General features: G+C 61.0%; 15 protein-coding genes. 4 read left to right on the top strand and 11 right to left on the bottom strand.

Translation table 11 applies throughout. From position 1 onward, the window contains the following. The first annotated feature begins 87 nt into the window (after positions 1-87). From V8J88_RS05020 to V8J88_RS05030, 3 genes are all read left to right on the top strand, one after another. Positions 88-1,008, top strand: a complete 921-nt coding sequence (locus V8J88_RS05020) for a LysR family transcriptional regulator (protein WP_338848190.1) — start codon at positions 88-90, stop codon at positions 1,006-1,008. A gap of 101 nt (positions 1,009-1,109) precedes the next feature. Continuing rightward, positions 1,110-1,583, top strand: coding sequence for a hypothetical protein (locus V8J88_RS05025; protein ID WP_338848191.1), 474 nt, complete (start codon positions 1,110-1,112; stop codon positions 1,581-1,583). A gap of 191 nt (positions 1,584-1,774) precedes the next feature. Next, positions 1,775-2,584: a class III extradiol ring-cleavage dioxygenase gene (locus tag V8J88_RS05030; RefSeq protein ID WP_338848192.1), complete on the top strand. Its 810-nt coding sequence runs from the start codon at positions 1,775-1,777 to the stop codon at positions 2,582-2,584. Between the two features lie 183 nt (positions 2,585-2,767). Here the strand turns inward: V8J88_RS05030 and V8J88_RS05035 are convergent, their stop codons facing one another. The 10 genes from V8J88_RS05035 to lplT form a co-directional block, all read right to left on the bottom strand. Further along, positions 2,768-3,211: a hypothetical protein gene (locus V8J88_RS05035; RefSeq protein WP_338848193.1), complete on the bottom strand. Its 444-nt coding sequence runs from the start codon at positions 3,209-3,211 to the stop codon at positions 2,768-2,770. A 218-nt stretch (positions 3,212-3,429) separates the two neighbouring features. Beyond that, positions 3,430-3,804: a hypothetical protein gene (locus tag V8J88_RS05040; protein WP_338848194.1), complete on the bottom strand. Its 375-nt coding sequence runs from the start codon at positions 3,802-3,804 to the stop codon at positions 3,430-3,432. Positions 3,805-4,043: 239 nt separating this feature from the next. Next, positions 4,044-6,821, bottom strand: a complete 2,778-nt coding sequence (locus V8J88_RS05045; RefSeq protein WP_338848195.1) for an ATP-binding protein — start codon at positions 6,819-6,821, stop codon at positions 4,044-4,046. Beyond that, positions 6,818-9,589 carry a GAF domain-containing sensor histidine kinase gene (locus tag V8J88_RS05050; RefSeq protein WP_338848196.1) on the bottom strand — a complete coding sequence of 924 codons (2,772 nt, stop codon included), beginning with the start codon at positions 9,587-9,589 and terminating at the stop codon, positions 6,818-6,820. The genes V8J88_RS05045 and V8J88_RS05050 overlap by 4 nt, the downstream gene beginning before the upstream one ends. Further along, positions 9,586-12,372, bottom strand: a complete 2,787-nt coding sequence (locus V8J88_RS05055; RefSeq protein WP_338848198.1) for an ATP-binding protein — start codon at positions 12,370-12,372, stop codon at positions 9,586-9,588. The genes V8J88_RS05050 and V8J88_RS05055 overlap by 4 nt, the downstream gene beginning before the upstream one ends. A gap of 15 nt (positions 12,373-12,387) precedes the next feature. Beyond that, a complete protein-coding gene (locus V8J88_RS05060; RefSeq protein WP_338848200.1) occupies positions 12,388-15,078 on the bottom strand; it encodes an ATP-binding protein in 2,691 nt (896 codons plus the stop codon). Between the two features lie 5 nt (positions 15,079-15,083). Continuing rightward, positions 15,084-17,876, bottom strand: coding sequence for an ATP-binding protein (locus V8J88_RS05065; protein WP_338848201.1), 2,793 nt, complete (start codon positions 17,874-17,876; stop codon positions 15,084-15,086). Continuing rightward, positions 17,863-20,751, bottom strand: coding sequence for an ATP-binding protein (locus V8J88_RS05070; RefSeq protein ID WP_338848202.1), 2,889 nt, complete (start codon positions 20,749-20,751; stop codon positions 17,863-17,865). The genes V8J88_RS05065 and V8J88_RS05070 overlap by 14 nt, the downstream gene beginning before the upstream one ends. A 204-nt stretch (positions 20,752-20,955) precedes the next feature. Then, the gene (locus tag V8J88_RS05075) at positions 20,956-21,573 is read right to left on the bottom strand and encodes a pyridoxamine 5'-phosphate oxidase family protein (RefSeq protein ID WP_338848203.1); all 618 of its coding nucleotides are present in this window, start codon (positions 21,571-21,573) and stop codon (positions 20,956-20,958) included. An 89-nt stretch (positions 21,574-21,662) separates the two neighbouring features. Continuing rightward, a complete protein-coding gene (gene lplT, locus V8J88_RS05080; protein ID WP_338848204.1) occupies positions 21,663-22,925 on the bottom strand; it encodes a lysophospholipid transporter LplT in 1,263 nt (420 codons plus the stop codon). Positions 22,926-23,182: 257 nt separating this feature from the next. Here lplT and alr point away from each other — a divergent pair, with 257 nt between their 5' ends. After that, positions 23,183-24,259 carry an alanine racemase gene (gene alr, locus V8J88_RS05085; protein WP_338848205.1) on the top strand — a complete coding sequence of 359 codons (1,077 nt, stop codon included), beginning with the start codon at positions 23,183-23,185 and terminating at the stop codon, positions 24,257-24,259. A 7-nt stretch (positions 24,260-24,266) separates the two neighbouring features. On the opposite strand, the gene V8J88_RS05090 is transcribed toward alr, so the two are convergent. Next, the gene (locus V8J88_RS05090) at positions 24,267-25,118 is read right to left on the bottom strand and encodes an SDR family oxidoreductase (protein ID WP_338848208.1); all 852 of its coding nucleotides are present in this window, start codon (positions 25,116-25,118) and stop codon (positions 24,267-24,269) included. Positions 25,119-25,145 lie beyond the last annotated feature (27 nt).

The raw sequence follows: 25,145 nt of genomic DNA on the forward strand, positions 1-25,145 counted from the left end.
CGTATCCAGCGGCGCCAGACGCCGGCTTAGCGCTGCGCGCAAGCCTGCCTGCGCTTGGGCCTGAATCCGGCTGTGACGGGAGGGAGAATGGATAAATTATTGGCGATGGAAGTGTTTGTGCAGGTGGTGGACGCCGGCGGTTTTACGCGCGCGGCGCAGCAATTGCAATTGCCCAAGGCGACTGTTTCGACGCTGGTGCAAAAGCTGGAAAAACATCTTGGCGCCAAGCTCTTGCACCGCACCACGCGCCAACTCAGTTTGAGTGCGGATGGCGCGATGTATTACGAGCGCTGTTTGCGCATTCTGGCTGAAGTGCGCGACAGTGAAGAAGCCTTGTCATCCAGCGTCGGCCAGGCCTTTGGCCGCTTGCGCGTGGAGGCGCCGAACAGCCTGGGCAATCGGCTGCTGGCGCCGGCATTGCCGGATTTTTTTGCGCGCTATCCCGATTTGCAACTGGAATTGGGCTGCAGCGATCGCGCGGTGGATTTGATTGAGGAAGGGGTGGATTGCGCTTTGCGCGGCGGCGAGTTGGCCGATTCGAGTCTGATTGCGCGGCGTGTCGGTGTGCTGCATTTTTACACCTGCGCCGCGCCATCGTATCTGGCGGCGCATGGCGAGCCGCAACACCCGGAGGATTTGCACAGGCATCGCTGCCTGAACTATTTTTCGGCCCGCAGCGGCAAGCACTTCCCCTGGAGTTTTACGCGTGGCGAACAGCAGTTATCGCTGCACTTGCCGGGATTTTTTTCCACCAACAACTCCGATACCTATCTGCAGGCGGCTTTGAGCGGTCTGGGCGTGGCGCAAATGACTTCCTTTGTCATGCAAGACTATGTGCGCCGTGGCGAATTGCAAATCGTGCTGCCGGCCTGGCGCAGCCGCGCCGCGCCGGTGCATGTGGTGTATCCGCATAATCGGCATTTATCCGCCAAAGTGCGCGTTTTTGTGGAGTGGCTTGCGCAATTATTGGCCGGCGTGCCACAGTTGCAGGCTGAGGCGGCGCTGTAATACGCAAAATATTTTCGTAAGGCAACTTTTTTGCTGATTCCCGCCCAAGGCTTTACAATATCGCCACTTTTTACCGTATCAGCTTTCCCCGGAGCCTGTTTATGCCATTCATGAAACCTGTCCTGATCCTGTCCTGTTGCGCAGCATTCTCCGCCGGTCTGGCGCACGCCGCCGCCAGTGCGCCGCCGATTTTGCTGGGGGTGCCCAATGCGCCCGAAGCGAAAATGGTGTCTGACACAGTGAAGTATTACGACGCCTGGGGTTTGCAAAAGACCCTGGAAGTGGTGAATGGCGATGCGAAACGGCAGAATCACTGCCTGGCGCTGTTTGACTTGCAAGGCAAATTGCTGGGTGTCTCTCAGCCGGAGTTGAAAGCAAAAATCGGCAGCGACGCCGGTTCGCTGAAGATGGGCAACGGCATGTTTTCCGCTGCTGACTTGTTGGCTGAAGGCCGTCGATACAAAAAGCCTGAAGATTGGCAACGTTTCGTCAGCTATGCCCCGCCTAAGCGTGATATGTATGTGCGTTTGCACGACAAATTGATGTTTGTGTGCGACCCTTCGCTGGGTAAATAAGCCGCCGCAGTCTGGCGCTCAGCCGCTTCTGTCGCAAGCCAGTGCGGCCCGGCCCCAAGGCCGCCAGCGCTGGTCCGGCGCATCGCCATGAATCGGTATGTGCGTTGCCGGTAAGCCCAATGCATATAAACCCAGCTATGACAGGGCAAAGCGTATCCTGACGGCTACCCAGGCAAGGAATGGAATCCGCCATGCAAACTGATGCAGTCCAACCCGTCTTCTTCCTGTCGCACGGCGGCGGCCCCTGGCCCTGGCTGGATGGCCCGATGCGCACTGCATACGCCAAACTCGAAGCCTGCCTGCGCGCCTTGCCCGCCAGCTTGCCGCAAACCCCGCGTGCCGCCATCTTCATCACCGCACATTGGGAAGCGCCGCAATTCACCTTGAGCGCCGGGGCCAATCCCGGCATGTTGTATGACTACGGCGGTTTTCCGCCGCACACCTATCAGATTTCCTATCCAGCACCCGGCGCGCCGGAGCTGGCGCAAGAAGTGTGCGCCAGCTTGCAAGCCGGCGGCCTGCGCGCAGCGCTCGACCATGTGCGCGGCTATGATCACGGCGTATTCACACCCGCCGCCGTGATCTGGCCGCAGGCGCAGATGCCGATTTTACAAATCTCGCTGCAAGCCGGACTTGACCCCGCCGCCCATCTGCAACTGGGCCGCCTGCTGGCGCCCTTGCGTGCGCAAGGCGTGTTAATCATCGCCAGCGGCCTGAGTTATCACAATCTGCGCAACTTCGGCCCCGGCGCGGCAAGCGCATCGGCGCAGTTTGACGCCTGGCTGCAAGAAGCATGTTGCCGCTTGGCCGGCGAAGCGCGCAATGCGCGTCTGTGCGACTGGCGGCAAGCCCCCGCCGCCATGCAAGCGCATCCGCGCGAAGAACATTTGATTCCCTTGCTGTGCGCCGCCGGCGCGGCGCAAGAGGATGCCGCGCAATGCTGCTATCACGAAACGGATTTTGTCGGCGGCGTGGTGGTGTCGAGTTTCCGCTTTGGCTAAGGCGCAATACTGCGCCATTGCTCAGCTGCAGCGCATGATGGTTTTGCGGTTGTGCCTGAGTATGCTAACAGGCGATTTGCGCCGGCGCCCGCTTGGCGCAAGTGCGGCAGCGTATTCCGGTTCGGCTGCCGCTTCGTCTGTTGTTGCGCTGCGTTGGCGGGATGTGTCGTAAGAGGGGGGAGCTTAGAAAGAATTCGGCAACAGGTCGCGCATCCGGTTGCGGATGTTTTCTTCCATCAGATTGCGGATGCTTTCGTCTTTGGCATGGCCTTGGATCACCACCACATCTTCACACCTTTTCTTTTTGACGATGCGGCTGCCGGTCGGGGCGTCATCCATGCAGATGGTTTTCTCGACTTTTTTGCCGCTGACTTGCACCACTTGCGAGGCTTCCTGCCCTGGCGCGCTTTCAGTGCTGACCGGCGCGTTGTTGGGCTGGCTGGCGACGCTGGGGCTGCTTGCTGCGGGCTGGCTGGCGGTGGGGACGGATTGGGCTGGCTGGCTGGCGGGGTCGGACAGTGGAGGTTGGCTGACCTGATCAAACATTGGATTGACAGCGGGTTCGCTCAGATTGCCGGCGCTGGCGCTTGTGGCCAGCAAGAGGGTGCAAAGGAATAATGTTTTCATATTGTCTCCTGATAATCATCCGCCCATGCATTTGGCGGAAGGGACAGTATCAATGGAAATAAAACAAAATGCAAATAATATGAAAAATGCTGTGCATTGTTCGGATTTTGTAAGTATGGATTTTATATTTGTTTGTTAAATGCCAAGCACATGCGGCTTTGTCTGTTTTAATGGCAACTGTGTCCGGTTCAGTTGCCGCTGTTTTTTTCTGGTCTCGTTCAGCGTTTGCCGGCCATCGGGTTTTCACTGACCGGCGGTGGCGGCAGCAGGGTCAGCATGCGATTGCGCAGATTTTCTTCCATCAGCAATTCAACCGAGCGGTCTTTGGCGGCTCCGCGCACCACGATTAATTCTTCGCAGCGTTTCTTACGCATGATGCGGCTGCCGGTGGGGGCGTCATCGACGCAGATGTTTTTTTCTTTTTGCCCGGTAATAGACACGGTCTGCGGTTCAGACTGTCCCAATCCCGGGTTGCCGCTGGCCACGGATTCATCCGGCGTTGTGCTTTGGGTTTGGAAGTGCGGGAATGCGTAGGCGGTGTTTAAACCCAGCGCGAGCAGGCTGATTGCCAATGATGTCTTTAAAATCTTCATGTTGTCCCCTTGTTTGATTAGCCGTTTGATGTAAGCGGCGGTTTTACTATCACATAAAATTTTCGGCAAGGCAAATTACTTGTGAAAATATTGATTGCATTGGAAATTATTATTCCAAGAGGAAAATGAATAATACTTTTTGTTGTTTTGAGGGAAATAATGTCGTGTTTGCCGCTGCTTTTTTTGCGCAGCTGACAGCCTGTGTTGCGGCAGGTTTGGGCGATTGCGCAGCGCCGGATTTACGCCACGTCCAGCGGTAAATACAGATGAAATACCGTTCCGGCGCCGGCTTGGCTGTGCGCTTCGATCTGGCCGCCGAGTAATTGGGTGACGATATTGTGGCAAATCGACAGGCCCAGCCCATTTCCGCTCTGGGCCTGGGTTGGCGGGCGGGTGAAGGCTTCAAAAATATGCTCCAGCCGCTCCGCCGCAATGCCGCAGCCATTGTCTTCCAGGCTGATATGCACCTGCTGCGCATTGTTGATGGCCGCGCGCAAAGTAATCTGCCCGCCCGGCGCCTTAAAAGCATGTGTCAGCGCATTGCTGAGCAGGGCGTACAAAGCCTGCCCGTAGGGGCCGGGGTAGCTGTGCATGACGATGCCGGGGGCTATCGCCAGGGTGAGTTGATGGCCGCCTTGGCGCACCTGGTTGATCAGGGTGTCGGCCACTTCCTGGCTGGTGATGGCCAGATCAAAATCCCGCGCGCTGGCGTTGGCGCGATCGACTGCGATTTGCTTAAAGCTGCTGATCAGGTTCGCCGCGTGTTGCAAATGCTGCAGTAAATCCTGTCCCGTGGCTTGCTGTTGCTGACAATGCGCGCTCAGTCCGGCGGCGTTCAAGGCGCCGCTTTGCAGACTGGCTTGCAAGTGCTGCAAAGCCTGTTCTCTTTCTGTCGCCAGGGACAGGCTGGCGGCGAGCGGGGCGCTTAATTCCTGCGCCACGCCGGACACCAGGCGGCCCAGGGCGGCCAGTTTGTCTTGCTCCACCAATTCCTGCCAGGTGTGTTCCAGGGTTTGCCAGGCTTGCACATTTTCCAGCGCCACGGCGCCATACGCGCACAGATTGTTGAAAATCAGCAGTTCGCGTTCGCCATAGGCATGCCGGGGCGGCGCTTGAATTGTCAGCACGCCCAATACCCGCTCGCCCAGCAAGAGCGGGCCGAACAGGGCGCTCAAGCAGATCGGTGCGTCGCTGCGTTGCATCGGATTGTCTTGCCCCGGTGCAGCGTCGATCAGCAGGCTGCGCCGCTCACGCCAGCTGATCACGGCATGCGAATCATGCGCGTCAAGCGCTACGCGGTAGGGCGGCAGCGCGGCCCCGTCTTGCAGGCGGAATACGGTTTCCAGCGCATCGCCTTCTGCGCTGGGCAGAAGCAGTGTGCAGTATTTGGCGTCCAGCAGATTGTGTAATTGCTGTTGCAAATCCAGAAATAAGTCATCGAGCTTGCGCCGGCTGTGCATTTCGCAGCCGATTTCTCCCAGCAGGGTCAGGCTGTTGCGCATATCTTCGAGCGCCGCCACGCGCCGCGCTTCGGCTGCCGCGAGCGCTTGCAAATGCTCGGCTTCTTGTTGCACGCGTTCGGATTGATGGCGGATTTGCATCGCTTGCGCGCGCTGGCTGGCGCTTTGATTGTGGCTGTGGCTGCGTTGCCGGTTGGCTTGCCGGGCAAATTCGAGCGCCTGTCCCGGCAGTCCGAGCGCTTTGCTGGCTTGCGCCAATTCATCCAATAAGGCAGCGCTGATTTGCATGCCGGGAATGGTGTGCGCCAGGGCCAGCGCTTGTTGCAGCCAGTGCAGGCGGGCGGCGTGCTGACCAAGTGTGGCGCAGGCGGCGGCCAGGGCTTGCAGGATGTCTAAACGCGCCATGCCCAATTCCACCGGGTCCATGCCGGGCAGCCAGTCCAGGCCCTGTTGCAGCGCATTTTCGGCCTGTCCCATGCCGCAGAGCGCGCGCAGCAGGCCGATGCGGGCGGAGGCCAGGAAATCGGGGTGTTGCAGTTTCTGCGCCAATTCCGCCAATTGCTGATGCCAGTCGTAAGCCGCTTGAAAATCTTTGCGGCGCAATTCGACATGTCCCATTTGCATGAGGGTATGGCAGTAATTGCGTGAATTGGCTTGCGGTTGTTGCATTTGCAGCGCTTGCAGGCCGATTTGCTGCGCTTCATCGCTGCGCCCAAGCAGCATCAGGCATTCGGAATATTGCACCAGGCAGCTGGCGTGCAAGCCGGGCCAGGCGTAGGGGCGCACCAGTTGCAGCGAGCGTTCAGTCCATTCCAGCGCGCCGTCGAGTTCATTCAAATTCGCCAGCACCCGGCTGACATTGCTGGCGGCGATGATGGCGCGCCGCATTTGTCCGCTTTGCTGTGAGGCTTGTGCGGCCAGGATGTAGCAGCTCAGGGCGCGCTCCATATGCGCGCCGGGATGCAGATACAGGCCGAGCGCATTGCCCAGCACGGCCAGCAGGGCTGGCGCTTGTTGCCGCCAGTCGCGTTGCAACCAGTCTTCGCAAATGGCGGCGGCCTGCGGCAGGCCGCGCAGGATCTGGTCGGTCAGGATGGCGCATTGCGCGCAGGCGCTGCGCAATGCATCGCCGGCTTGTTGCGCCAGGCTTTGCGCGGTTTGCGCGTGGTGCATAAAATCCTGTTGCGCGCCGCGCTCGCTGCTGAGGGCGTATAGCAGGGCATGTGCGTCCGCTTGCAGCAGGCGTATTTCATGGGTTGCTTCATGCGCCAGGCCGGCGCTTTCCTGCAGTACGCTGGCGGCCAGTTTCCAGCCGGCTTCCAGGCGCAACATCAGCCAGTCTTGTTCGGCTTGGATCAGGCGTGCGCGCAGGCGCAGCGCGGCGGGGGCGGCGGCGCTGTGCTGGCTGAGCTGGTGCGCGCGCGCCGGATCGCTTTGGCGCAGATACCAGGCCAGTTCAATCGCCAGTGCAATCGCTGCCGCGCTGTCGGGCGCAGCCTGCTCCAGGCGCGCTTGCAGCGCTTGTTGTTGTGACAGGCTGGCAAACCAGGCGATCATGTTGCGGCATCATGCGCCGGGGCCGGCAGTTCGAGCAAGAAGCAGGCCCCGCCGCCCTTGCTGCTGATGACTTCGATGCGTCCGGCCAGATGATTGCGCACCAGCTGATAACAGTGGTGCAGTCCCAGTCCGTTGCCGCCCTGACCCAGGCGGGTGGTGAAATACGGGTCGAACACATGTCCCAGATGTTCGGGCGCGATGCCGCAGCCATTATCCGCCACGCGCAGTTGCAGCGCGCCGTTGCGTTTGCGCTCGGCGCTGATGTGCACTTCGCCGCCGGGGCCGCTAAAGGCGTGCGCCAGGGCGTTGTCGAGCAGGGCGGATAAAACTTGTTGCAGTGCTTGCGCTTCGCTGTGCGCTTGCAGGCCGGGGTCGAGATTGACCTGCAACCGGTGCCCGGCGGCGGCAAAGCGCGCCTGCTGCGTTTGCAGCAAATCGTGCAGGGCTTCGGCCAGATGCAGATTGCGCAGTGCGTGTTTGGCTGGCGCGCTTTCATTGGCGCGCAATTTGTGCAGCAGCTGGGCGGTGCTGTGCAAGCCATGCAAGAGCAGGTCGCAGGCTTCTTGCGCATGTTCAAACCAGGCTTGCAGGGCGCTGCCGCGCAGGCGCTGGGCGCTGAAGTCCTGTTCCAATTGGCGCAGCAGATCATGCATGCTGCTGACCATCATCAGGCTGTTGCCCAGCGGGGTGTTGACTTCATGCGCCACCCCGGCCACCAGATTGCCCAGCGAAGCCAGTTTGGCGTGCTGCACCAGTTGCGCGCGGCTTTCGCGCAGCGCTTGCCAGGCTTGCGCATTGTCGAGCGCGATCGCGGCGTATGCGCAGAGGTTTTCAAAAATCAGAATTTCCCGTTCGCTGTAGGCGTTTTCCTTTGGCGACTGGATGGAGAGGACGCCGACCACGCGTTGTTGCACAATCAGCGGGCCGAACATGGCGCTGTTGGTCGGTTTGCTGTCTTGCAGGCGCGGCAGGTCGCCTTGCGGGGACTGATTGAAAAACACCAGGCGCCGTTCGCGCCGGCACAGGGTGCTGAAGGATTTCTCGTGGTCATACGGGATCTGGTAGGGCGGCAGGATTTGCTGATCTTCGATCCGGAACACGGAATGCAGGATGCAGTTGTCGTCGTCCGCCAGCAGCAGGGTGCAATAGTCGGCGCGCAATAATTCCTGCAAGCGGGTTTGCAGGGTGCTGAGCAATTCGGGCAATTCGCGCTGGGCGGTGATCTGGCGCCCGATTTCTCCCAGCAGGGCCAGGGTTTGATTGCTGTCTTGCAGGGCGGCGGCGCGCTCGGCTTCGCTGTGCGCCAGCTTTTGCAAGTGCTGCGCCTGCTGTTCCATTTGCTGCAATTGGCGGCGGATTTGCAACGCCTGCACCCGTTTGCCGGCTTCGGTGGCGTGCAGGCGGTCGCGCATCGCATTCGCTTCTTTGCGCGCGAGCCAGGCTTCGCGTTCGCGGCCCAGTGCGGCGCAGGCGTCGGCCAGGGCTTCCAGCAGCGGCGGCGGGATTTGCATGCCGTCGATTTTGCGCCGCACCGCCAGCGCTTCTTGCAGCGCTTCCAATTCCGCCTGCCGTTTGCCGCATGCGCACAGCGATTGCGCCAGCGCTTGCAGCAAGTCAGCTTGCAACAGCCAGTTGGCGCGCGCGGCGGCGCGCGGCAGCCAGTCTTGCGCCAGGGCTTGCACTTGTTCGTGCTGTTCCAGCAGCAGCAAGGCGCGCACCCGTCCCAGGGTGGCGATGCACAGATAGCTGTCATAGTCCAGGCTGTGCGCCACGCCCAATAATTGCTCGAAATGGCGCAAGGCGGCGGCGCCGTCGCGCTCGGCCAGGGCGACATCGCCGGCTTTGTGCAGACACATGCAGATATGGCGCGATTGCTCCAGCGTTTGCAGGCTTTGCAGCGCTTGCCCGATCACGCTGCGGGCGTTGTCGATCTGTCCCAGCAATAAGAGACATTCGGCGTATTGCACCAGGGCGTTGCCCAGCACGGCGGGCCAGCCGAGTTCTTGCAAGCCGTGCAGCGCGCGTTCGGTCCACAGCAAGGCGCCGGCGTGATCATTCAAATTCACCAGGCAGCGGCTGACATTGCTGGCGGCGATGCTGGCGCGGCGCAATTGTCCGCTGCTCAGCGCGGCCTGCCAAGCCAGGGTGTAGCATTCGGCGGCGCGCGAGATTTGCGCGGTCTGGTGCCAGCGCATGCCCATCAGATTGCCGACTTCGGCTAACAATACCGGGTCGAGTGCTTCCAGCTTCACGTCTTCCCAGGGCAGGGCGGGCAGGTTTTCCGGGCTGGTGCGCAAAATCAGCGGCCCTTGCAACAAGGCTTGCGCGTAGGCGCTGCGCTGGGCGTCATCGGCCTGTTGCGCCAGTTGCAGCATGCGTTGCGCATGCGGGATGGCCTGCGCCGGTTGCGGGCTTTCAAATTCGACCCAGAAAGCGAGACAGGCGGCGTCGCACAGCAAGAGCAGGGCGGCGCGCGAGTCCGGCTTGGCGCAGGCCTGTTCGATGGCGTGCAGCTGCGCTTGCGCGGCGCTGTGTTCCGCCGCCAGCCAGCGCCATTCGGCTTCGATCAAATCCAGGCGCAAGTCCCATAAGTTGGCGTGGCCGCCGGTCTGCGGCGGGGTGTGTTTGAGCAAGGCGCGTGCGCGTTGCATCAGGCTGTGCGCCTGCGCCACATCGGCCTGGCGTAAATACCAGGCGCGGCAACACAGCGCGGCCAGGTCTTCGCCCAGCGGCCCCAGTTCTTGCAGCGGATGAAAGAGGGCGATCATGCGCCGTCTCCCGCGCGCAAGGGCAGGTCAAGCATGAAGCAGCAGCCGCCCAGCGTGCCGACGCAGCAATTGATTTTGCCTTCCAGCAGGGCGGTTACGATGTTGTAGGCGATATGCAGGCCCAGGCCGGGCCGCCGGCTGTGTTCGGGGCCGCTGTGGTTGAAGATCTGCGCCATGGTTTGCGGCGGCATGCCGCCGCCATCATCTTCGCAGCGGATTTCCACTCTGGCGCCGCGCAATTGGGCGGAAATGCGCAGCAGGCCGCCGCGTCTGGCGGCAAACGCGTGCTGCAGCGCGTTTTCCAGCAAAATCCGCAGCACTTGCGCATACGGGCCGGCAAAGCTGTGCAGCACAATGCCGGGCGCAATCGCCAGTTCGAGCCGGTGCGCATGTTGTTCAAAGTCGGCCAGCACGATCGCGGCGGCGGCCTGGCTGACCTGGGCCAGATCAAATTCCTGTGCTTGCAATTGCGCGCGTTGCACCGCCAGTTGTTTGAATTGCGTCACCAGTTGCGCGGCGCGCGTCAGGTCTTCGCCGGCCTGGCGGGTTTGTTGCAAGCCCTGTTGGATGAATTGCCCCAGGTCTGCGGCTTGCAGGGTGCGGGCGGCGAAGGCCTGGCTCAGTTCGGTGCGCGCCTGATGCAGGGCGCGGATTTCCTGCTGGCAGTGGGTGAGCGGATCGAGCAGGGCTTGCGCCACGCCATCGACTAAGCCGCCCAAGGCGGCCAGCTTTTCCTGCGCCACCAGCTGACGCTGGTTTTCCTGCACCTGTTGCCAGGCTTGCGCATTGTCGAGCGCAATCGCGCCATATGCGCACAGATTGCGAAACACCAGTAATTCGCGCTCGTTGTAGGCGTGCGCGGCAAAGGATTGGATGGTCATTACGCCCAGCACGCGGCCACCGGCGATCAGCGGCGCAAATAAGGCGCTTTGCGTGATATCGACATCGGCTAAGCGGTTGATGTGGCGGTCATCCGGCGGCAGGAATAAAACCAGTTCGCGTTGTTCGCGCACGCATTGCACGGCAAACGCGGACGGGTTGTCCATGCTGACCCGGTAGGGCGGCAAATGGGTCTGGCCCTGGATCCGGAAGACTGAGTGCAGCGCGCTGCCTTCGGCGTCCATCACCAGCAATGCGCAGTAATCCGCCTGCAGCAGATTGCGCACATGATTTTCCATACTGGCAAACAGGCCGGCGAGGTCGCGGCAGGCGGTGATTTCACGTCCGACCGCGCTCAAGTGCGAGAGCGTGTCCCCGGTTTCAGCCAGGGCTTGCACGCGCAAGGCTTCGGCCTGCGCCTGTTGCTGCAATTGTTCGGCTTCGATTTGCATGCGCTCGGCATGATGGCGGGTTTGCAGGCTTTGCAGACGTTGCAGGGTGTCTTGCCGCAATTTATCTTCGCGCACCCGGCCTGCGTGTTGGCTGTAGGTGTTGGCTTGCAGAAAATCGCCTTGTGCGGCGTGCAGATCGGCCAGGCTGTCAAGCAGGCTGCTGGAGGTTTGCATGCCGTGAATGCTGTCGGCGATTTCCAGCGCTTGCAGCAGGCAGGCGCGCTGTCGCCCGGCATCCTGATTGGCGGCGTGGATATGCGCCAGCACTTCCAGCAATTCGACTTGGCCGAGCGGGTCGCGCATCTCCTGGGCGAAGCGCAAGCCTTCTTCTGCGCACTGGCGCGCGGCGTCAAACCGGGCCAGTCCGAGAAGCGATTTGGCCTGGCCGCTCAAGGCCGCCGCCTGGAAGTTGTGATAACCGCGCCGCGCCGCCTGTTCCTGCAGTTTGCTGAAACTCTGCAAGGCGTCGGCGTGCTGTCCCAGATCGCTTTGCAATTCGCCCATCATTTGCAGGCATTGGCTGTAGCGGTGCGAGTGCGGATTGGATTGCAGCGCTTGCATGGTTTCCTGCACCAGTTCCAGCCCTTCGCTAAAGCGGCCCAGTTGCCGCAGACAGGAAGCATATTGCGTCATGCTGTCGTGGTACAGGCTGCGCCATTGGGTTTGGCGCGCGATGTCGATGGCTTTTTCTATCCATTCGAGGGCGGCGTGCACATCATTGAGGTTGAGCAGGACGCGGCTGACATTGCCGGCGCAGACGATGGCGCGGCGGCTCTGGCCGCATTGCTGCGCATCCTGGCAGGCTTGCATGTAATGGCCGATTGCCTCGGCCATGTTTTCACTCATATGCATTTGCAAGCCGAGCGCATTGTGAAAGGCGGCGCGGCTGACCGGATGCAAGCCGGCCAGGTGCGGCAGCCAGGCTTGCAATTGCGCTTCGGCGGCGGCCGGTTCGTATAAACCGAGCGCGGCCAGAATCGAGGCTTGCAGGTATTCGTTGCGCAGCGCATCTTCGGCCTGCTGGGCGCAGCGCAGGGCTTGTTGTAAATGGTGATGGCGCGCTTTCACATCGCCCAGTTCAAACACCAGCCAGCTCAGTAATTCATGCGCATCGCAGCATAAGGCATGCGCGCTGTGCTGCAAGGCGGCTTGGCTGCTCAAGGCGCCGGCTTGCTCCAGGCAGGCTTGCGCCAGCGCTAAGGCTGCCTGGTGTTCGCTGCACAGCCAATGGCGTTCGGCGCGCAGCAGGTCGAGGCGGAGGCGCAAGAGCTGATGTGCCGGGCTGCGGTCGAGTCGCAGCAGGGCGCGCTGCGCCAGCACTTGCGCCTGGGCTTGCGCGCTCTGGCGCATATACCATGCCAGCGCCACCAGATCGGCGGCGTCAGCCACGTCCAGTTGCGCGCGCGACTGCAAGGCGGTCAGTTTGGCGTTTGTTTCAAAAAACGCGATCATCAGCGGATGTCCATATCAGGCGCAGTGCAGGGGCAAATCCAGTATAAAACAGGCGCCGTCGCCGGCCCCGCTTTCGGCGCGGATCGAACCCTGCAGCAGCGATCTGACGATGTTATAGCAAATATTGAGTCCAAGTCCATTCCCGCCTTGCCCTAAGCGGGTGGTGAAAAAAGGGTCGAAGATGTGTTTTAAATGCGCAGCCGCGATCCCTGCGCCATTGTCGCACACCTTGATTTCGACGTGCGCGCCGGGCAGGCGGCGCGCGCTGATTTTGATCAAGCCGCCGCTGCGCCCGGCAAAGCCGTGTTCCAGGGCGTTTTCCAGCAGGGCGCTTAAGACCTGGCCCCAGGCCCCGGGCTGGCTGTAGAGCGTGATATCGGGGGGGATGTCCAGCTGCACATGGTGGTTGCCGTCACGCATACGGTTTTGCAGGGTGCGCAAAATATCCGCCGTGGTTTGCGCCAGGCTGAAATGGCGCGCCTGTTCGCTGGTGCGGTCTTGCGCCACTTGTTTGAAGCTGGACACCAGGCGCCAGGCGGCTTGCAGACTGCGCTGTAAAACCGCGCTGCTTTCATGCCCGTCTTCCAGATAGCAAAGTAAATCGCTGTGGCGCAATTGGCTTTGCTGCTGCAGCGCGAACAGGGCGTCTTGTTGGCTGGAGGCCATCATCAGGGCGTTTCCCAGGGGGGTGTTCAATTCATGTGCGACGCCGGCCACCAGACTGCCAAGGGACGCCAGTTTTTCCTGCGCCACCAATTGCCGCCGGCTGCTTTCGACCTGGGCCCAGGCTTGCGCATTGTCGAGCGCGATGGCGGCATACGCCGCCAGATTGGCGCGCAAGGCTGGCGTATGCGCGCTTTCCTGTTGCGGTGCGCTGCTTGTCAGCAGCATGCCGCACAATTGTCCGCCTTTAAACAATGGCTCAAAACACAAGCTGCGGCGCGCGCCGGGCCAGGGGCAGCATTGCAGGCTGTGGCGCTGGCTGGCGCAGGATGCGGCCAGCTGCGCCAGTCCGTCGGGCGTGGCGGCGCCGGGCATGGCTGTGCGCCATGCGTCCGCGCCTGGCAGCAGCAGTTCGACCGCCTCGGCTTGCAGCAGCGCCGGGGCATGCTGGCGCAGGGCTTTGGCCAGTTCGGGCAGGCTGCGGCGGGCGGTCAGATCGCGCCCGCAGGCGCCCAGCTGGCTCAGTACGTCGATATGCGCTTGCAAGGCGGCGGCGCGCGCCGCTTCGCTGGCGGCCAGCTCGCGCAATTGGCTGGCGCGGGTGGCGGCGCGCTCTTCTTCATAGTGGCTGGCCAGCAGGGTGGCGCGCCGGCTCAAGTCGGCCTGATATTGGCGCACCTGGGCTTGGCCGGCTTGCAGGGTGTATTCAAGCGCCTGTTCCAGCTCGCCTTGATTTTGATGCGCTTGCGACAGCATTTCCAGCAAACCCAGGGGCAGGTGCATGCGGTCCATGCGCTGCGCCAGCGCGGCCGCCTGTTGCAGCCACATCATGGTTTCGGCCTGTTGCTGCAGCGCTGTGCTGATTTGCGCCAGAATTTGCAGCATCTGCATTTCTTGCGCTTGTAAGCCAAGCTGGCGTATTTGCTGTAATTGCCGGCGTCCGCTTTGCATGGCGTGCGCGGCTTGCCCCAGTTCCAGCAGGGCGCGGGTTTGTCCCAGCCAGGCTTCGGCCTGGAAATCGGCTTGTTCCAGGCGCAGCCCCAATTCTTCCAGCGCGACGAAGGCTTGCAAGGCCTCATGCGCCTGGCCGCTGGCCTGACACACCAGCCCTTCTTGCAGCAGGGCTTGGGCATAAAGGCGCGACCCGGCCAGCGGGGCCAGGATCTGCAGCGCTTCGCGGCTGGCGGCGCGCGCATCGCTCAGGCGTCCCAGCAATTGCATGCATTCGGCGTATTGCGCCAGGGCGTGTCCGAGCAGGCTGGGCCAGGCGCTGCTGCGGGCGATGCAAAGTTCGCGTTCGGCCCATTCGAGCGCGCCATCGAGGTCTTGTTGATGCGCCAACACCCGGCTGATATTGCCGGCGGCGATGCAGGCGCGGCGCAGTTGCCCGCTGTTTTGCGCATGTTGCCACGACAGGCGGTAATAGCGCACCGCCAGATTCATTTGCGGGCCATTATGGAAATACAGTCCGAGCGCATTGCTGAGGATGGCGCCGGGGGCGGGCGGCAGCGCGCTCAGGTCTGCTGCGCGCCATTTGTCGATCTCTTGCGCCACGCCTTCGCTTTGCTCAAGGATGCGCATGGTCAGCATATTGCCCTGCGCAATCAAGATGCGTTCGTGGTCGCCGGCGGCTTGCGCGGCTTGTTCCATCTGCGCTAAATGGTGGTTGCGCGCTTCGTGTTCGCTGTTTTCAAAGCAGAGCCAGGCGGCCAGGGCGTGACAATCGGCGCGCAGCAACAGGCCGTGCTGGCTGTCTTGCGGACAGCGCGCCAGTATGCGCTGGCATACCGCTTGCGCTTGCGCCGGGCGCAGTTGCAGCCAGTCCAATTCGGCTTGCAATAAATCCAGACGCCAGCTTTGTTCTTCGCGCCATCCGGGCAGGCCGGGCAGGGCGGCGCGCAGCGCGTGCGCGGGCCGGCTGTCGGACTGGCGTTGATACCAGGCCAGCGCCAATAATTCATCCGGCCCGGCGCTTTGCTGCGCCGCCTTGTCCTGCAGCGCGGCGATGCTGCTTTGGGTGGCGAAGTAATGTAAGTCAGACATGTGCTCTAATGCGCCACCAGCGGCAAATCCAGACTGAAACAAGCGCCTTGCCCCGGCGTGCTGCTGGCTTCAATGCTGCCTTGCAAGAGCGAAGTCACCAGATTGTAGGCGATGTTCAAACCCAGGCCATTCCCGCCTTGCCCCAGACAGGTGGTGAAAAAGGGGTCAAAAATATGCGCCAGATGTTGCGGCGCGATGCCGCAGCCGTTGTCGCTGCAGCAGATCAGCACCCGGCCTGGTTTGTGCAGTCTGGCCCAGATCCGGATCTGGCCTTGGGGCTGGCCGGCGAAGGCGTGCACCAGGGCATTGCTGATCAGGCTGGCGATGACCTGGCCGTAATGTCCGGGATAGCTTTGCAATTCGATATTCGGCGCAATTTCGAGCGTGATGCTGTGGCCGTTGGCGCGGATCTGGCTCATCATGGTGGCCACGATTTCCTGCGTGGTCTGGGACAGATCAAAGCTGCGCCGCTCAGCGCTGGTGCGGTCCACCGCGACCTGTTTGAAGGTGCTCACCAAATGCGCTGCGCTGTGCAGGGCGCGTTGCAGTAAATGACTGGCTTGTTTGCCGTCGGTGATGCAATCTTGCAACCGCGCCATGCTCAAGGTTTGCGCTTGTAAGCGCTGTTCCAGGTCCTGCCATAATTCCTGAATGCTGCTGGCGATGGTGATGCTGTTGCCCAGCGGGGTGTTTAATTCATGCGCCACGCCGGCCACCAGACTGCCCAGGGCCGCCAGTTTTTCCTGTTCCACCAGCTGGCGCTGGGTCTGTTGCAATTGGCGGTAGGCGTTGGCGTTGTCCAGCGCAATCGCGCCATAGGCGCACAGATTACGGAAAATCAGGCGTTCCCGTTCGCCATAGGCGTCGGCCTGGCTGGATTGAATCGTCATTGCGCCCAGCACCCGCTCACCCACTTGCAACGGGCCGAACAGTGCGCTCAAGGTCGGGCTGGCGTCGTCGCGCAGGGCCGGATTGTGTTGCCCGGCTTGCATCGACATGATCACTTCGCGTTTTTCCAGCACGCATTGGGCCACATATGAATTGTCCGCCGGCAGCGCCTGGCGGTAGGGCGGCAGGGATTGCTTGTTTTGCACCCGGTACACCGAATGCAGGCCGCTGCCATCTTCGTCCATCAGCAAAATCGCAAAATAGCTGGCGTCCAGCAGATTATTGACATGCTGATTGAGCAGGGCGAATAAATCGCTCAGATTGCGTTGCGCGGTGATTTCGCGCCCGATCGCGCCCAGGTGGCTTAAGGTGTTGCCGGTGTCTTGCAAAATTTCGGCGCGGCGCGCTTCGGCTTGCGCCAGTTGGCGCAAATGTTCGCTTTCGGCGCGCATGCGCTCTGATTGATATTGCAATTGCAGGGAGAGCGCGCGATTTTCCGCTTTCACATCGCTTAAGGCGTCGCGCGCACGCGCGCTCTTGCGCGCATACTCAAACGCTTGCTGCAGCTGGCCGTCGCGCGCATAGGCGTCGGCAATCGCATCCAGCAATTCCGGGGTGTGGCAGTATCCTGTGATGGTGGCGCCCAAGGCTTGCGCCTGCAGCAGACAATCCAGCTGGGCCTGGCTGAAGTGCGCGCCGGCCTGATAAGCGTGAATCTCGGCCATGATGTGCAGCACATCAATCTGGCCTGAAACATCTTGCACTGCGCGCATGATCGTCAAGGCTTCTTGCGCCATCTCCCAGGCTTCTTGCGGGCGTTGCAGCATGAGCAGGCTTTTGGCGATGCCGCGCCGCGCATTGCCTTGCAAGTCGCTGTGCTTGAGGGTATCGGCGCGCGCTTTGAACATACTGAAATTGTGCAGTGCGCTGGCGCCGTCCTGGCGCGCCAAGTCGATATCGCCGGCGATCACATAGCTGACGGCGTGATTGCGCGAACCGGCGTAAGGCGTCATGCATTGCAGGCTTTCCTGCATCAAGTCATGCGCAGCGTCGAGCCGTCCCATCAAGCGCAGACAGGAGGCGGTGTGCATCAGGCAGTTGCCCAGCAGTCCGGGCCAGGCATGCGTGCGCGCTGCGCCCAAGCCGCGCTCCATCCATTCCATGGCGGACACGGCGTCATTCAGGGTGACAAAGATATTGCCGATATTGCAGGCCAGCACCGCGCTGCGCCGCACTTGTCCGCTTTCGTTTGCGCTTTCATAGGCATTGAGCCAATATCCCACACATTGTTTCAAATCGTCGCTGATGCGCAAGGTCAGGCCGAGAAAGTCATGCACCACGGCGCGCAGCGCGCTGTGCATCGTTTGATTGCCGGCCTTGCTTTGATAGCGTTCGGCCTGGGATTGCGCTTGCACCGGATCATGGAAGGCGAGCATGGAGGCCAGCGATGCCTTGGCGAATTCGGCGCGCAGGCTGTCTTGTGCATTCAAGGCCGCGACATGCATCGCTTGCCAGGCCTCGCTGCGTTTCTCGGTGTCGCCGGATTCATTCGCCACCCAGCCCAGCAGCCACCAGGCGTCGGCTTGCAGGGCGGCAAATTGAATGCTTTCGCTGGGAGCGCTTTGCTTGATCACATATTGCGCATGTTCCACCGCCTCGTTTAAGCGTCCATGCAACCAGTCGTGTTCTGCCAGCACCAGCTGGCAGCGCAGGCGCAGCAGCTGGCCTTCGGCGTCTTCACCAGCCAGGGCCAGGGTTTGCCGGCACAGCGCTTGCGCGCGCAGCGGGTCGCGCTGGCGCAGCGCCCAGGCCAGGGCGCATTGCGCAGCCGGATCGGCTGGCGCGCTTGTCAGCGCATCTTCCAGCGCTTGCAACTCGCTCTGGCTGGCGAAAAATTCAATCCTGTCCATGCCCGGCGGCTCCCTGTTGTGCGCCTGGTGCGCAAAGTGGTAAATCCAGCGTCACAATCACCCCTTTGCCTTGCTGGCTGACAATGCCGATTGCGCCGCCCAAGAGCTGGTGCACGATATTGTGGCAAATTGATAAGCCCAAACCCGTGCACCCTTGCCCCATGCGGGTGGTGAAAAACGGATCGAACACCTGTTTCAGATGCGGCGGCGCAATCCCGGCGCCATTATCCTCAAAGCTCAGGCGCACGCGTCGCCCGCTCTGCTGCGCGCATAAACGCATGCGGCCATTGCGTCTGCCGTCAAAACCATGACGCAGGGCGTTGTCGATCAAGTGCGTGATCACTTGGCCCAGCGGGCCGGGATAGCTGTGCAGCATGATGCCGGCATCGATTTCCAGCAGCAGTTCATGCCCGTCCGGACGCAAACGGTTCATCACTGTGGCCAGAATCTCATGCAGGGTTTGCTGCAATTCAAAATCGCGCAATTGTTCGGTGGTGCGGTCCAGCGCCACTTGTTTAAAGCTGCCGACCAATTGCGCGGCCTGGCGCAAGCCGCGCAAAATCACGGCGGCCCCTTCGTCTGCTTCCTCCACCCATAATTGCAGTTCGGACAGGCGCAGTTGCTGGCGGTCGAGCAAATCCTGGATTTGCCCATTGCGTTGCAACAGCGCGCTGCTCATGATCAGCGCATTGCCCAGCGGCGTGTTTAATTCATGCGCCACGCCGGCCACCAGCCCGCCCAGCGAGCCGAGTTTTTCCTGCGCCGCTAAGCGGGTGTGGGTGTGTTGCAATTGGTCGTAGGCGTTCGCATTCGCCAGCGCAATCGCGCCATATGCGCACAGCGAGCGGAAAATCAGGCGTTCCCTTTCGCCATAGGCATGCCGTTGCAGTGACTGCACCGTCATCACGCCCAGCGCCTGGCCGGCTGCGCACAGCGGCGCGAACAGCGCGCACAGACTGGCGCGCGTGCCGGGGATCACGCTGTCTTCATCTTCCGGGTTGCGATCATCCAAAATCTCGCTTTGCTCACGCAAGGCGCGCGCAGACAGCGCATGCGGATTATTGCAGGCGATGCGGCCAGCCGGCAGCGCGCAACCGGCTTCTATGCCAAAGGCGCGCTCCAGCCATAAACCATCTTCATGCAATAAATAGATGGCAAAAGAACTGACATCGAGCATTTGATGCACATGGCGGTTGAGCGCGGTAAATACCGAGTGGCGTTCGCGGTGGGCGGTGATTTCCTGGCCGATTTGCGATAAATGCGCCAGCGTCGCGGTCATTTGCTGCAAACTCAGGGCGCGTTGCGCTTCGGCTTGCGCCAGCTGGCGGTGATATTCGCCCTCCGCCTGGGTTTGTTCGGTGTGCTGGCGGATTTGCAGCGCAATGGCGCGATTGGTGGCTTGCTGGCTGTGGGTTTTTTCGCGCGCCAGATTCGCTTCCCGCGCCAATTGATAGGCCTGGGCGTAATCGCCCAGACGGGCATAGGCGTTGGCGGCCTGATCCAGCAAATCGCCGGCGATGGTGTAGCCTTGGATCGCTTTGCCGATGGCGATCGCCTGTTCCAGTAGATACAGCTCGGGGTCTTGCGCCGGTGTTTGCGCGGGCGGGCTGGCGTGCTCCCACTGCGCCGGGTGCGGCAAGTCCGGATGCTGGTGGTGAATATGCGCCAAGACTTGCAAGACTTCGATTTGGCGTGCGCCGTCATGTTGCCGGCGCGCCAATTCCAATGCGGTTTGCGCCGCCGCCAGTGCGCCAGGCCCATCGCCCAGTTCGCACAGCGCATGCGCCTGACCGCGCCACGCGCTGGCGAAAAAATCCGCCTGCTCCAGCGCCGCCGCCTGCTCATAGAGTTGATGGAAATGCTCCAGCGCGACTTGATATTCGCCATTTTCCAGCGCCAGATCGGCCAGATATTCCAGCGTGATGCTTTGATTGCGCGAGCCGGTGAAGGGCTGCAGCACATGCATGGCTTCATCCAGCATGCGCGCGGCGCTGTCGCGCCGTCCCAGATGACGCATGACTTGCGCGGTTTGGGTCAGGCAGACGCCGATGCACAGCGGCCAGTTGCTGCGGCGCGCCATTTCCAGCCCGTGCTGCATCCACTGCAGCGCGGCGTGATGGTCGTTCAAACAGCAAAATGAATCGCCGATATTGCCGGCGATGAACAGAGCGCGGCGCAGCATGCCGCATTGCAATGCGGCTTGATGCGCGCGCATATGCAACATCGCCGAGCGGCCAAAATCGCCATGCATCCAGGCTGATGCGGCGAGAAAATCGCAATGCGTCAAGACTTCCAGGGGATGGGCCTCCGGCCCCGGTTCGCTGATCTGCGGCCCCCAGTGCGCCAAGGCGCTGCGCGCATCGTGCAACAACGCGGCATAGGAAGCCAAACCCTGCACCACCAAGGCGCGCCAGGGGTCCGGCGCACAGGCGGCGGCGGCTTTGAGCATGGCGTCTTCTTGCGCGGTGTCGCCACGGTCAGCTGACATGCGGCTTTGCAGAATCAGGGCGTCGCAGTAAATTGCGGCTTCGTGGTGTTGCGTCAGCAATTGCTGGCATTGTTCGAGCAAAGCCTGGGCTGCATCCATATTTGCGTACAGCCAAAAAGCTTCTGCGCGCAGCAGCAACAGCCGCATTTTGCCGTGGGTGTGCAGGCTGGCTTGCCAGGGGCTGTGCGGCAACAGCATTTCAGCTTCATCGGCCAAGTCCAGCGCGCGCCGCGTATCGCGCTGCCGCAAGCCCCAGGCCAATTGCAGCATGGCCGGCAAACGCGCGCAGCCGGCTTCGCGCAGCAGGGTTTGCTCCAGCCGGCTTATGCCTTCATCGAGTAAAACGATGTCGGGCGCTAAATGCAAAATCTCAGCCTGGGTTCGCATGTGCGTATCGGTTCAGCCATCCACTGACAGGGATATTGTATTGTGGCATTGCCACAGCGCACTGGTGCGGTTTATTGCAGACAATCCGGAAAAAAATATGCGACAGATGTCTGTTTGCTCATATTTTCATGAAATGATTATCTCGTTGATAATTTTGTCTGCAAATCCAGGGCGGCGGCTTGTCGCCCTGGTCTGGGAGTCGGCTCACGATGCGCAAGGACTGGCGGGCGCGGCTTGCGCGCTGTCGTCGGCTGCGCCGGCAGGCGGCAAATGGCGCTCCATGCCGGTGGGCAGGCCATCCAGACTGACCATATTCGCATTGCGCCAGAATTCCCTGATCACCGCCTCGCCTTTTTTATTCGCCCATTTTTCGAGTGTGCCGCGTTCTTTCACAAATTCCATGCGCGGCACGCCAAAGCCGCAAGAGGTTTGCACCAGATCGATTTCCAGCACAAACACCTGACGCGCGCCGGCCACACCCTGTTCAAAATGGGCCAGCAGCGCCGGCCATTCCGGCGCATCGCAGTGATACATGCGGGCCTGACCATACAGACGCAAAATCAGCGGCGCTTTGTCAAATGAGCAAAACATCATGGTCATGCGCGGATGGGTTTGCAAATGGGTCGCGGTCTCATTCCCGGTTCCCGTGCCATTCACCCACAATACTTCGGTCGGGGACAGCACGCGCAGGCTGTCCATCCCTTTGGGCGACAGATTGATGCGGCCTTCGGCGGTGGCGGTGGATACAAAAAACAGATGCTGCCGTTGGATGAATTCGATTAATTCCTGGCTCAATTGCGGAAAACGCCCGTCATCACTCATAGTTGCCTCACATAAATGCGAAAGGCATCAGGGTAGCAGGTTTTGGCCTGAGCGGGAGGCCGCCCGGCATGTCGCCGGGCGTGCAGACATTAATGCTTGTGTTCGCCAATCAAAGCTTCGGAATCGTACTCGCGCTGGTTCATGCGGTGGCGCACCATCACCAGCATCATCGTGACAGAAACAAACATGCCGAAGAAAATGATGATGGTGTAAATGCTCATGTCCATCTTGGTCATCAGAGCGTACACCGCCAGCATGGTCAGAATTGACAGATTTTCATTGAAGTTCTGCACCGAAATCGAATCGCCCGCATTCATCAGAATATGGCCGCGATGCTGCAGCAGGGCATTCATCGGCACCACAAAAAAGCCCGACAGCAAACCCACCAGAATCAATAGCGGGGCCGCGCTCCAGATCGTGTCAATGCCGGTCATGGCCATCACCACAAAACCCATCGCCACCCCCATCCACAGTACGCGCAGCGATTTTCTGAGCGTGATCATGGAAGCGGCGGCCACTGCGCCCAGCGCGACCCCGATCGCCACCACGCCTTGCAGATACGAGGCATGGTGCAGCGGCATATTCAAAGCCTTGTCGGCCCATTTGATGACGATGAATTGCAAGGTGGCGCCAGCGCCCCAGAACAGGGTGGTGACTGCCAGCGAAATCTGGCCCAAGCGGTCGCGCCACAGCAGGCCGACGCAGGTGGAGAAATGGCTGATTAATTGCAGAGGGTTGCGATGATGGCGGCGATAGCGCACGCCGGTGTCAGGAATCCGCAGATTGAACATGGCGGCAATCATATACACTGCCGTGATGACGCTCAGCGCCGCTTCCGCCGGGGTGTCAATCCCGCTGTTGATGCCGGGCATATCAAACAACAGCAGTTGGGCGGAGATTTTCGGATTTACCAACACCCCGCCCAGCACCGTGCCCAGAATGATGGAGAGCACGGTCAAGCCCTCAATCCAGCCATTCGCCGCGACCAATTTTTCCGGCGGCAGCAATTCCGTCAAAATGCCGTATTTGGCCGGCGAGTAGGCCGCCGCGCCAAAGCCCACCACCGCATACGCCGCCAGCGGGTGCACATCAAAAAACATCAGGCTGCAGCCGCATACCTTGATCAGATTTGAAATGAACATCACGCGCCCTTTGGGCATCGAATCGGCAAAGCTGCCGACAAAGGCGGCTAACAGCACATACGAGAGCACAAAGAAAAGTTTGAGCAGAGGCGACATCCATTCCGGCGCATGGATAGCGGCCAGCATGGCCATGGCCGCGATCAGCAGCGCATTGTCGGCCAGCGAAGAAAAAAACTGCGCCGACATAATGGTATAAAAACCGCGTTTCATCCTGGGTGGGCTAGATGCCTGTGAATGCAAATGGCTTGCTTTATACCATGAAAAACGCGCAAATCAGCGCAAAACCGGGAAAAAGCCTTGCCGCATACTTTGGCGTGATGTGCTTTCCAGGGATTTATCAATTTCTTTGATGAAATAAATAAGCTTTCAGTAATGCAATGTTTTTCTGCATTTCCGCCCAAATGCGCTGCGTGTTTCGCAGGCTGATTTTGTAAAATACACAGCATCCCGTCATTCAGGAGCCAGGCATGCCCCGTCCACTTTGCGCCACCATTCATCTTTCCGCCCTGCATCACAATTTGGGTGTGGTTCGCCGCCATGCGCCCGGCGTCAAAGTCTGGGCGGTGGTGAAAGCCAATGCGTATGGCCACGGCATTGAGCGCGCCTTGCGCGGTTTCGCCGAGGCCGATGGTTTGGCCCTGATTGAGCCGGATGCGGCCTTGAAATTGCGCGCGCTCGGCTGGCAAAAGCCGGTCTTATTGCTGGAAGGTTTTTTTGATCCGAGCGATTTGCCGCCGCTGTCTGCGGCGCGGATTGAAGTCGCGGTTCATTGTTTTGAGCAAATCGCGATGCTGGAAGCGGCGCAATTGGCCACCCCCATGAATGTGCATCTGAAAATGAATACCGGCATGAACCGCCTGGGTGTGATGCCGGCGGACTATGCAACTGCGCATGCGCGTCTGGCGGCCTGCCCGAATGTGGCCAAGATCAGCCTGATGACCCATTTCGCCAATGGCGAGGCGCAATCGGCGCATGTGTTGCCGGTGGCCGAGCAGGTGCGCCGCTTTCAGCAGGGGGCCGCCGGTTTGAGCGGTGAGCGCAGCTTATCCAATTCCGCCGCCGTGCTCTTGCATCCTTTGCTGGGTTGCGATTGGGTGCGGCCAGGGATTATGTTGTACGGCGCCACACCGGGCGGCAAGAGTGCGCAGGAATTCGGCTTGCAGGCGGCGATGACCTTGTCTTCAGAAATTATCGGGGTGCAGGAATTGACGGCGGGCGAGGCGGTCGGCTATGGCTGCCGCTTTATCGCCCCGGTGCCGATGCGGGTCGGGGTGGTGGCTTGCGGTTATGCCGACGGCTATCCGCGTCACGCCCAGGACGGTGCGCCGGTGCTGGTGGCTGGCGTGCGCACCCGTTTGCTGGGACGCGTCTCGATGGATATGCTGGCAGTCGATTTGACCCCTGTGCCCGGCGCCCGTGTGGGCAGCCAGGTGATTTTATGGGGCAAGGATTTGCCGATCGACGAGGTGGCGCAAGCCGCCGGCACAATCGGCTATGAATTGATGTGCGCAGTGGCCCCGCGCGTGCGGATTTTGGAAGATTAAAACATCCTCAGTCGCTGCGTTTGGCGACGCGCTCAAATACAGTATGGGCGCGCGCCAGATTCATACTCCAGGCGGTTAAGCGCGGCGCCAGGTTGTAGCACATGCAGCTCAAGCGGGTTGAAAAAGGGGCCAGGATTTTTTCATGCGATTGCGCGCGCGCCAAGGTGCGCACTATATACGCCACCACCTCTGGCGCCGGAATCGCGCCCACCAGGGGCGGCGCGTGAATGCCATGCGCTTCGGCTTGATCGGCGTACATCCCGGCCCCGCTGACAAAGCCGGGGCAGATCAGCGACACCGCAAGCGCGCTGCCCTGACGTTGCATGGTGGCGCGCAGTGAGCGCGTAAAGCCTACCAGCCCATGTTTGCCGGCGGCATACATATCGCCGAATTCCACCGGCAAAAAGCCGGCCACTGAAGCCAGATTCAGAATGTGTCCGCTGTTGCGCGCCTGCATGGCGGGCAAAAGGGCGTCGGTGAGCAGCATCGGCGCTTGCAAATTCACCGCCAGCATCTGGCAAATCGCCGCGCTGCTGCTGCGCGTGTGCATCAGTCCGGCGTTATTGATCAGGATGTCGGGTGCGCCGAACAGATTTTTGGCTTCCTGCGCCAGCGCCAGCACTTCGGTGCTGTTGCCCAAATCGCAAGGATGCAGATGAATCGGCGCGCGGGCGCCGCCGGCTTGCAAGCTTTGCCGCAGCTGCTGCAATTGTTCATGATTGCGCGCGCTGAGCAGTAATTCAACGCCGCAGGCGGCCAGCTCTTGCGCCAGGAGGCTGCCCAGGCCGCGACTGGCGCCGGTCAGCAGGGCGCGCTTGCCATTCAGGCAGGCGCGCAAAGCAGGGGAGGTGTGTGTCACAGTAGTCCTTGCCGGCTGCCCTCAGGC

The organism is Massilia sp. W12, assembly GCF_037300705.1.
Lineage (GTDB): Bacteria > Pseudomonadota > Gammaproteobacteria > Burkholderiales > Burkholderiaceae_D > JACPVY01.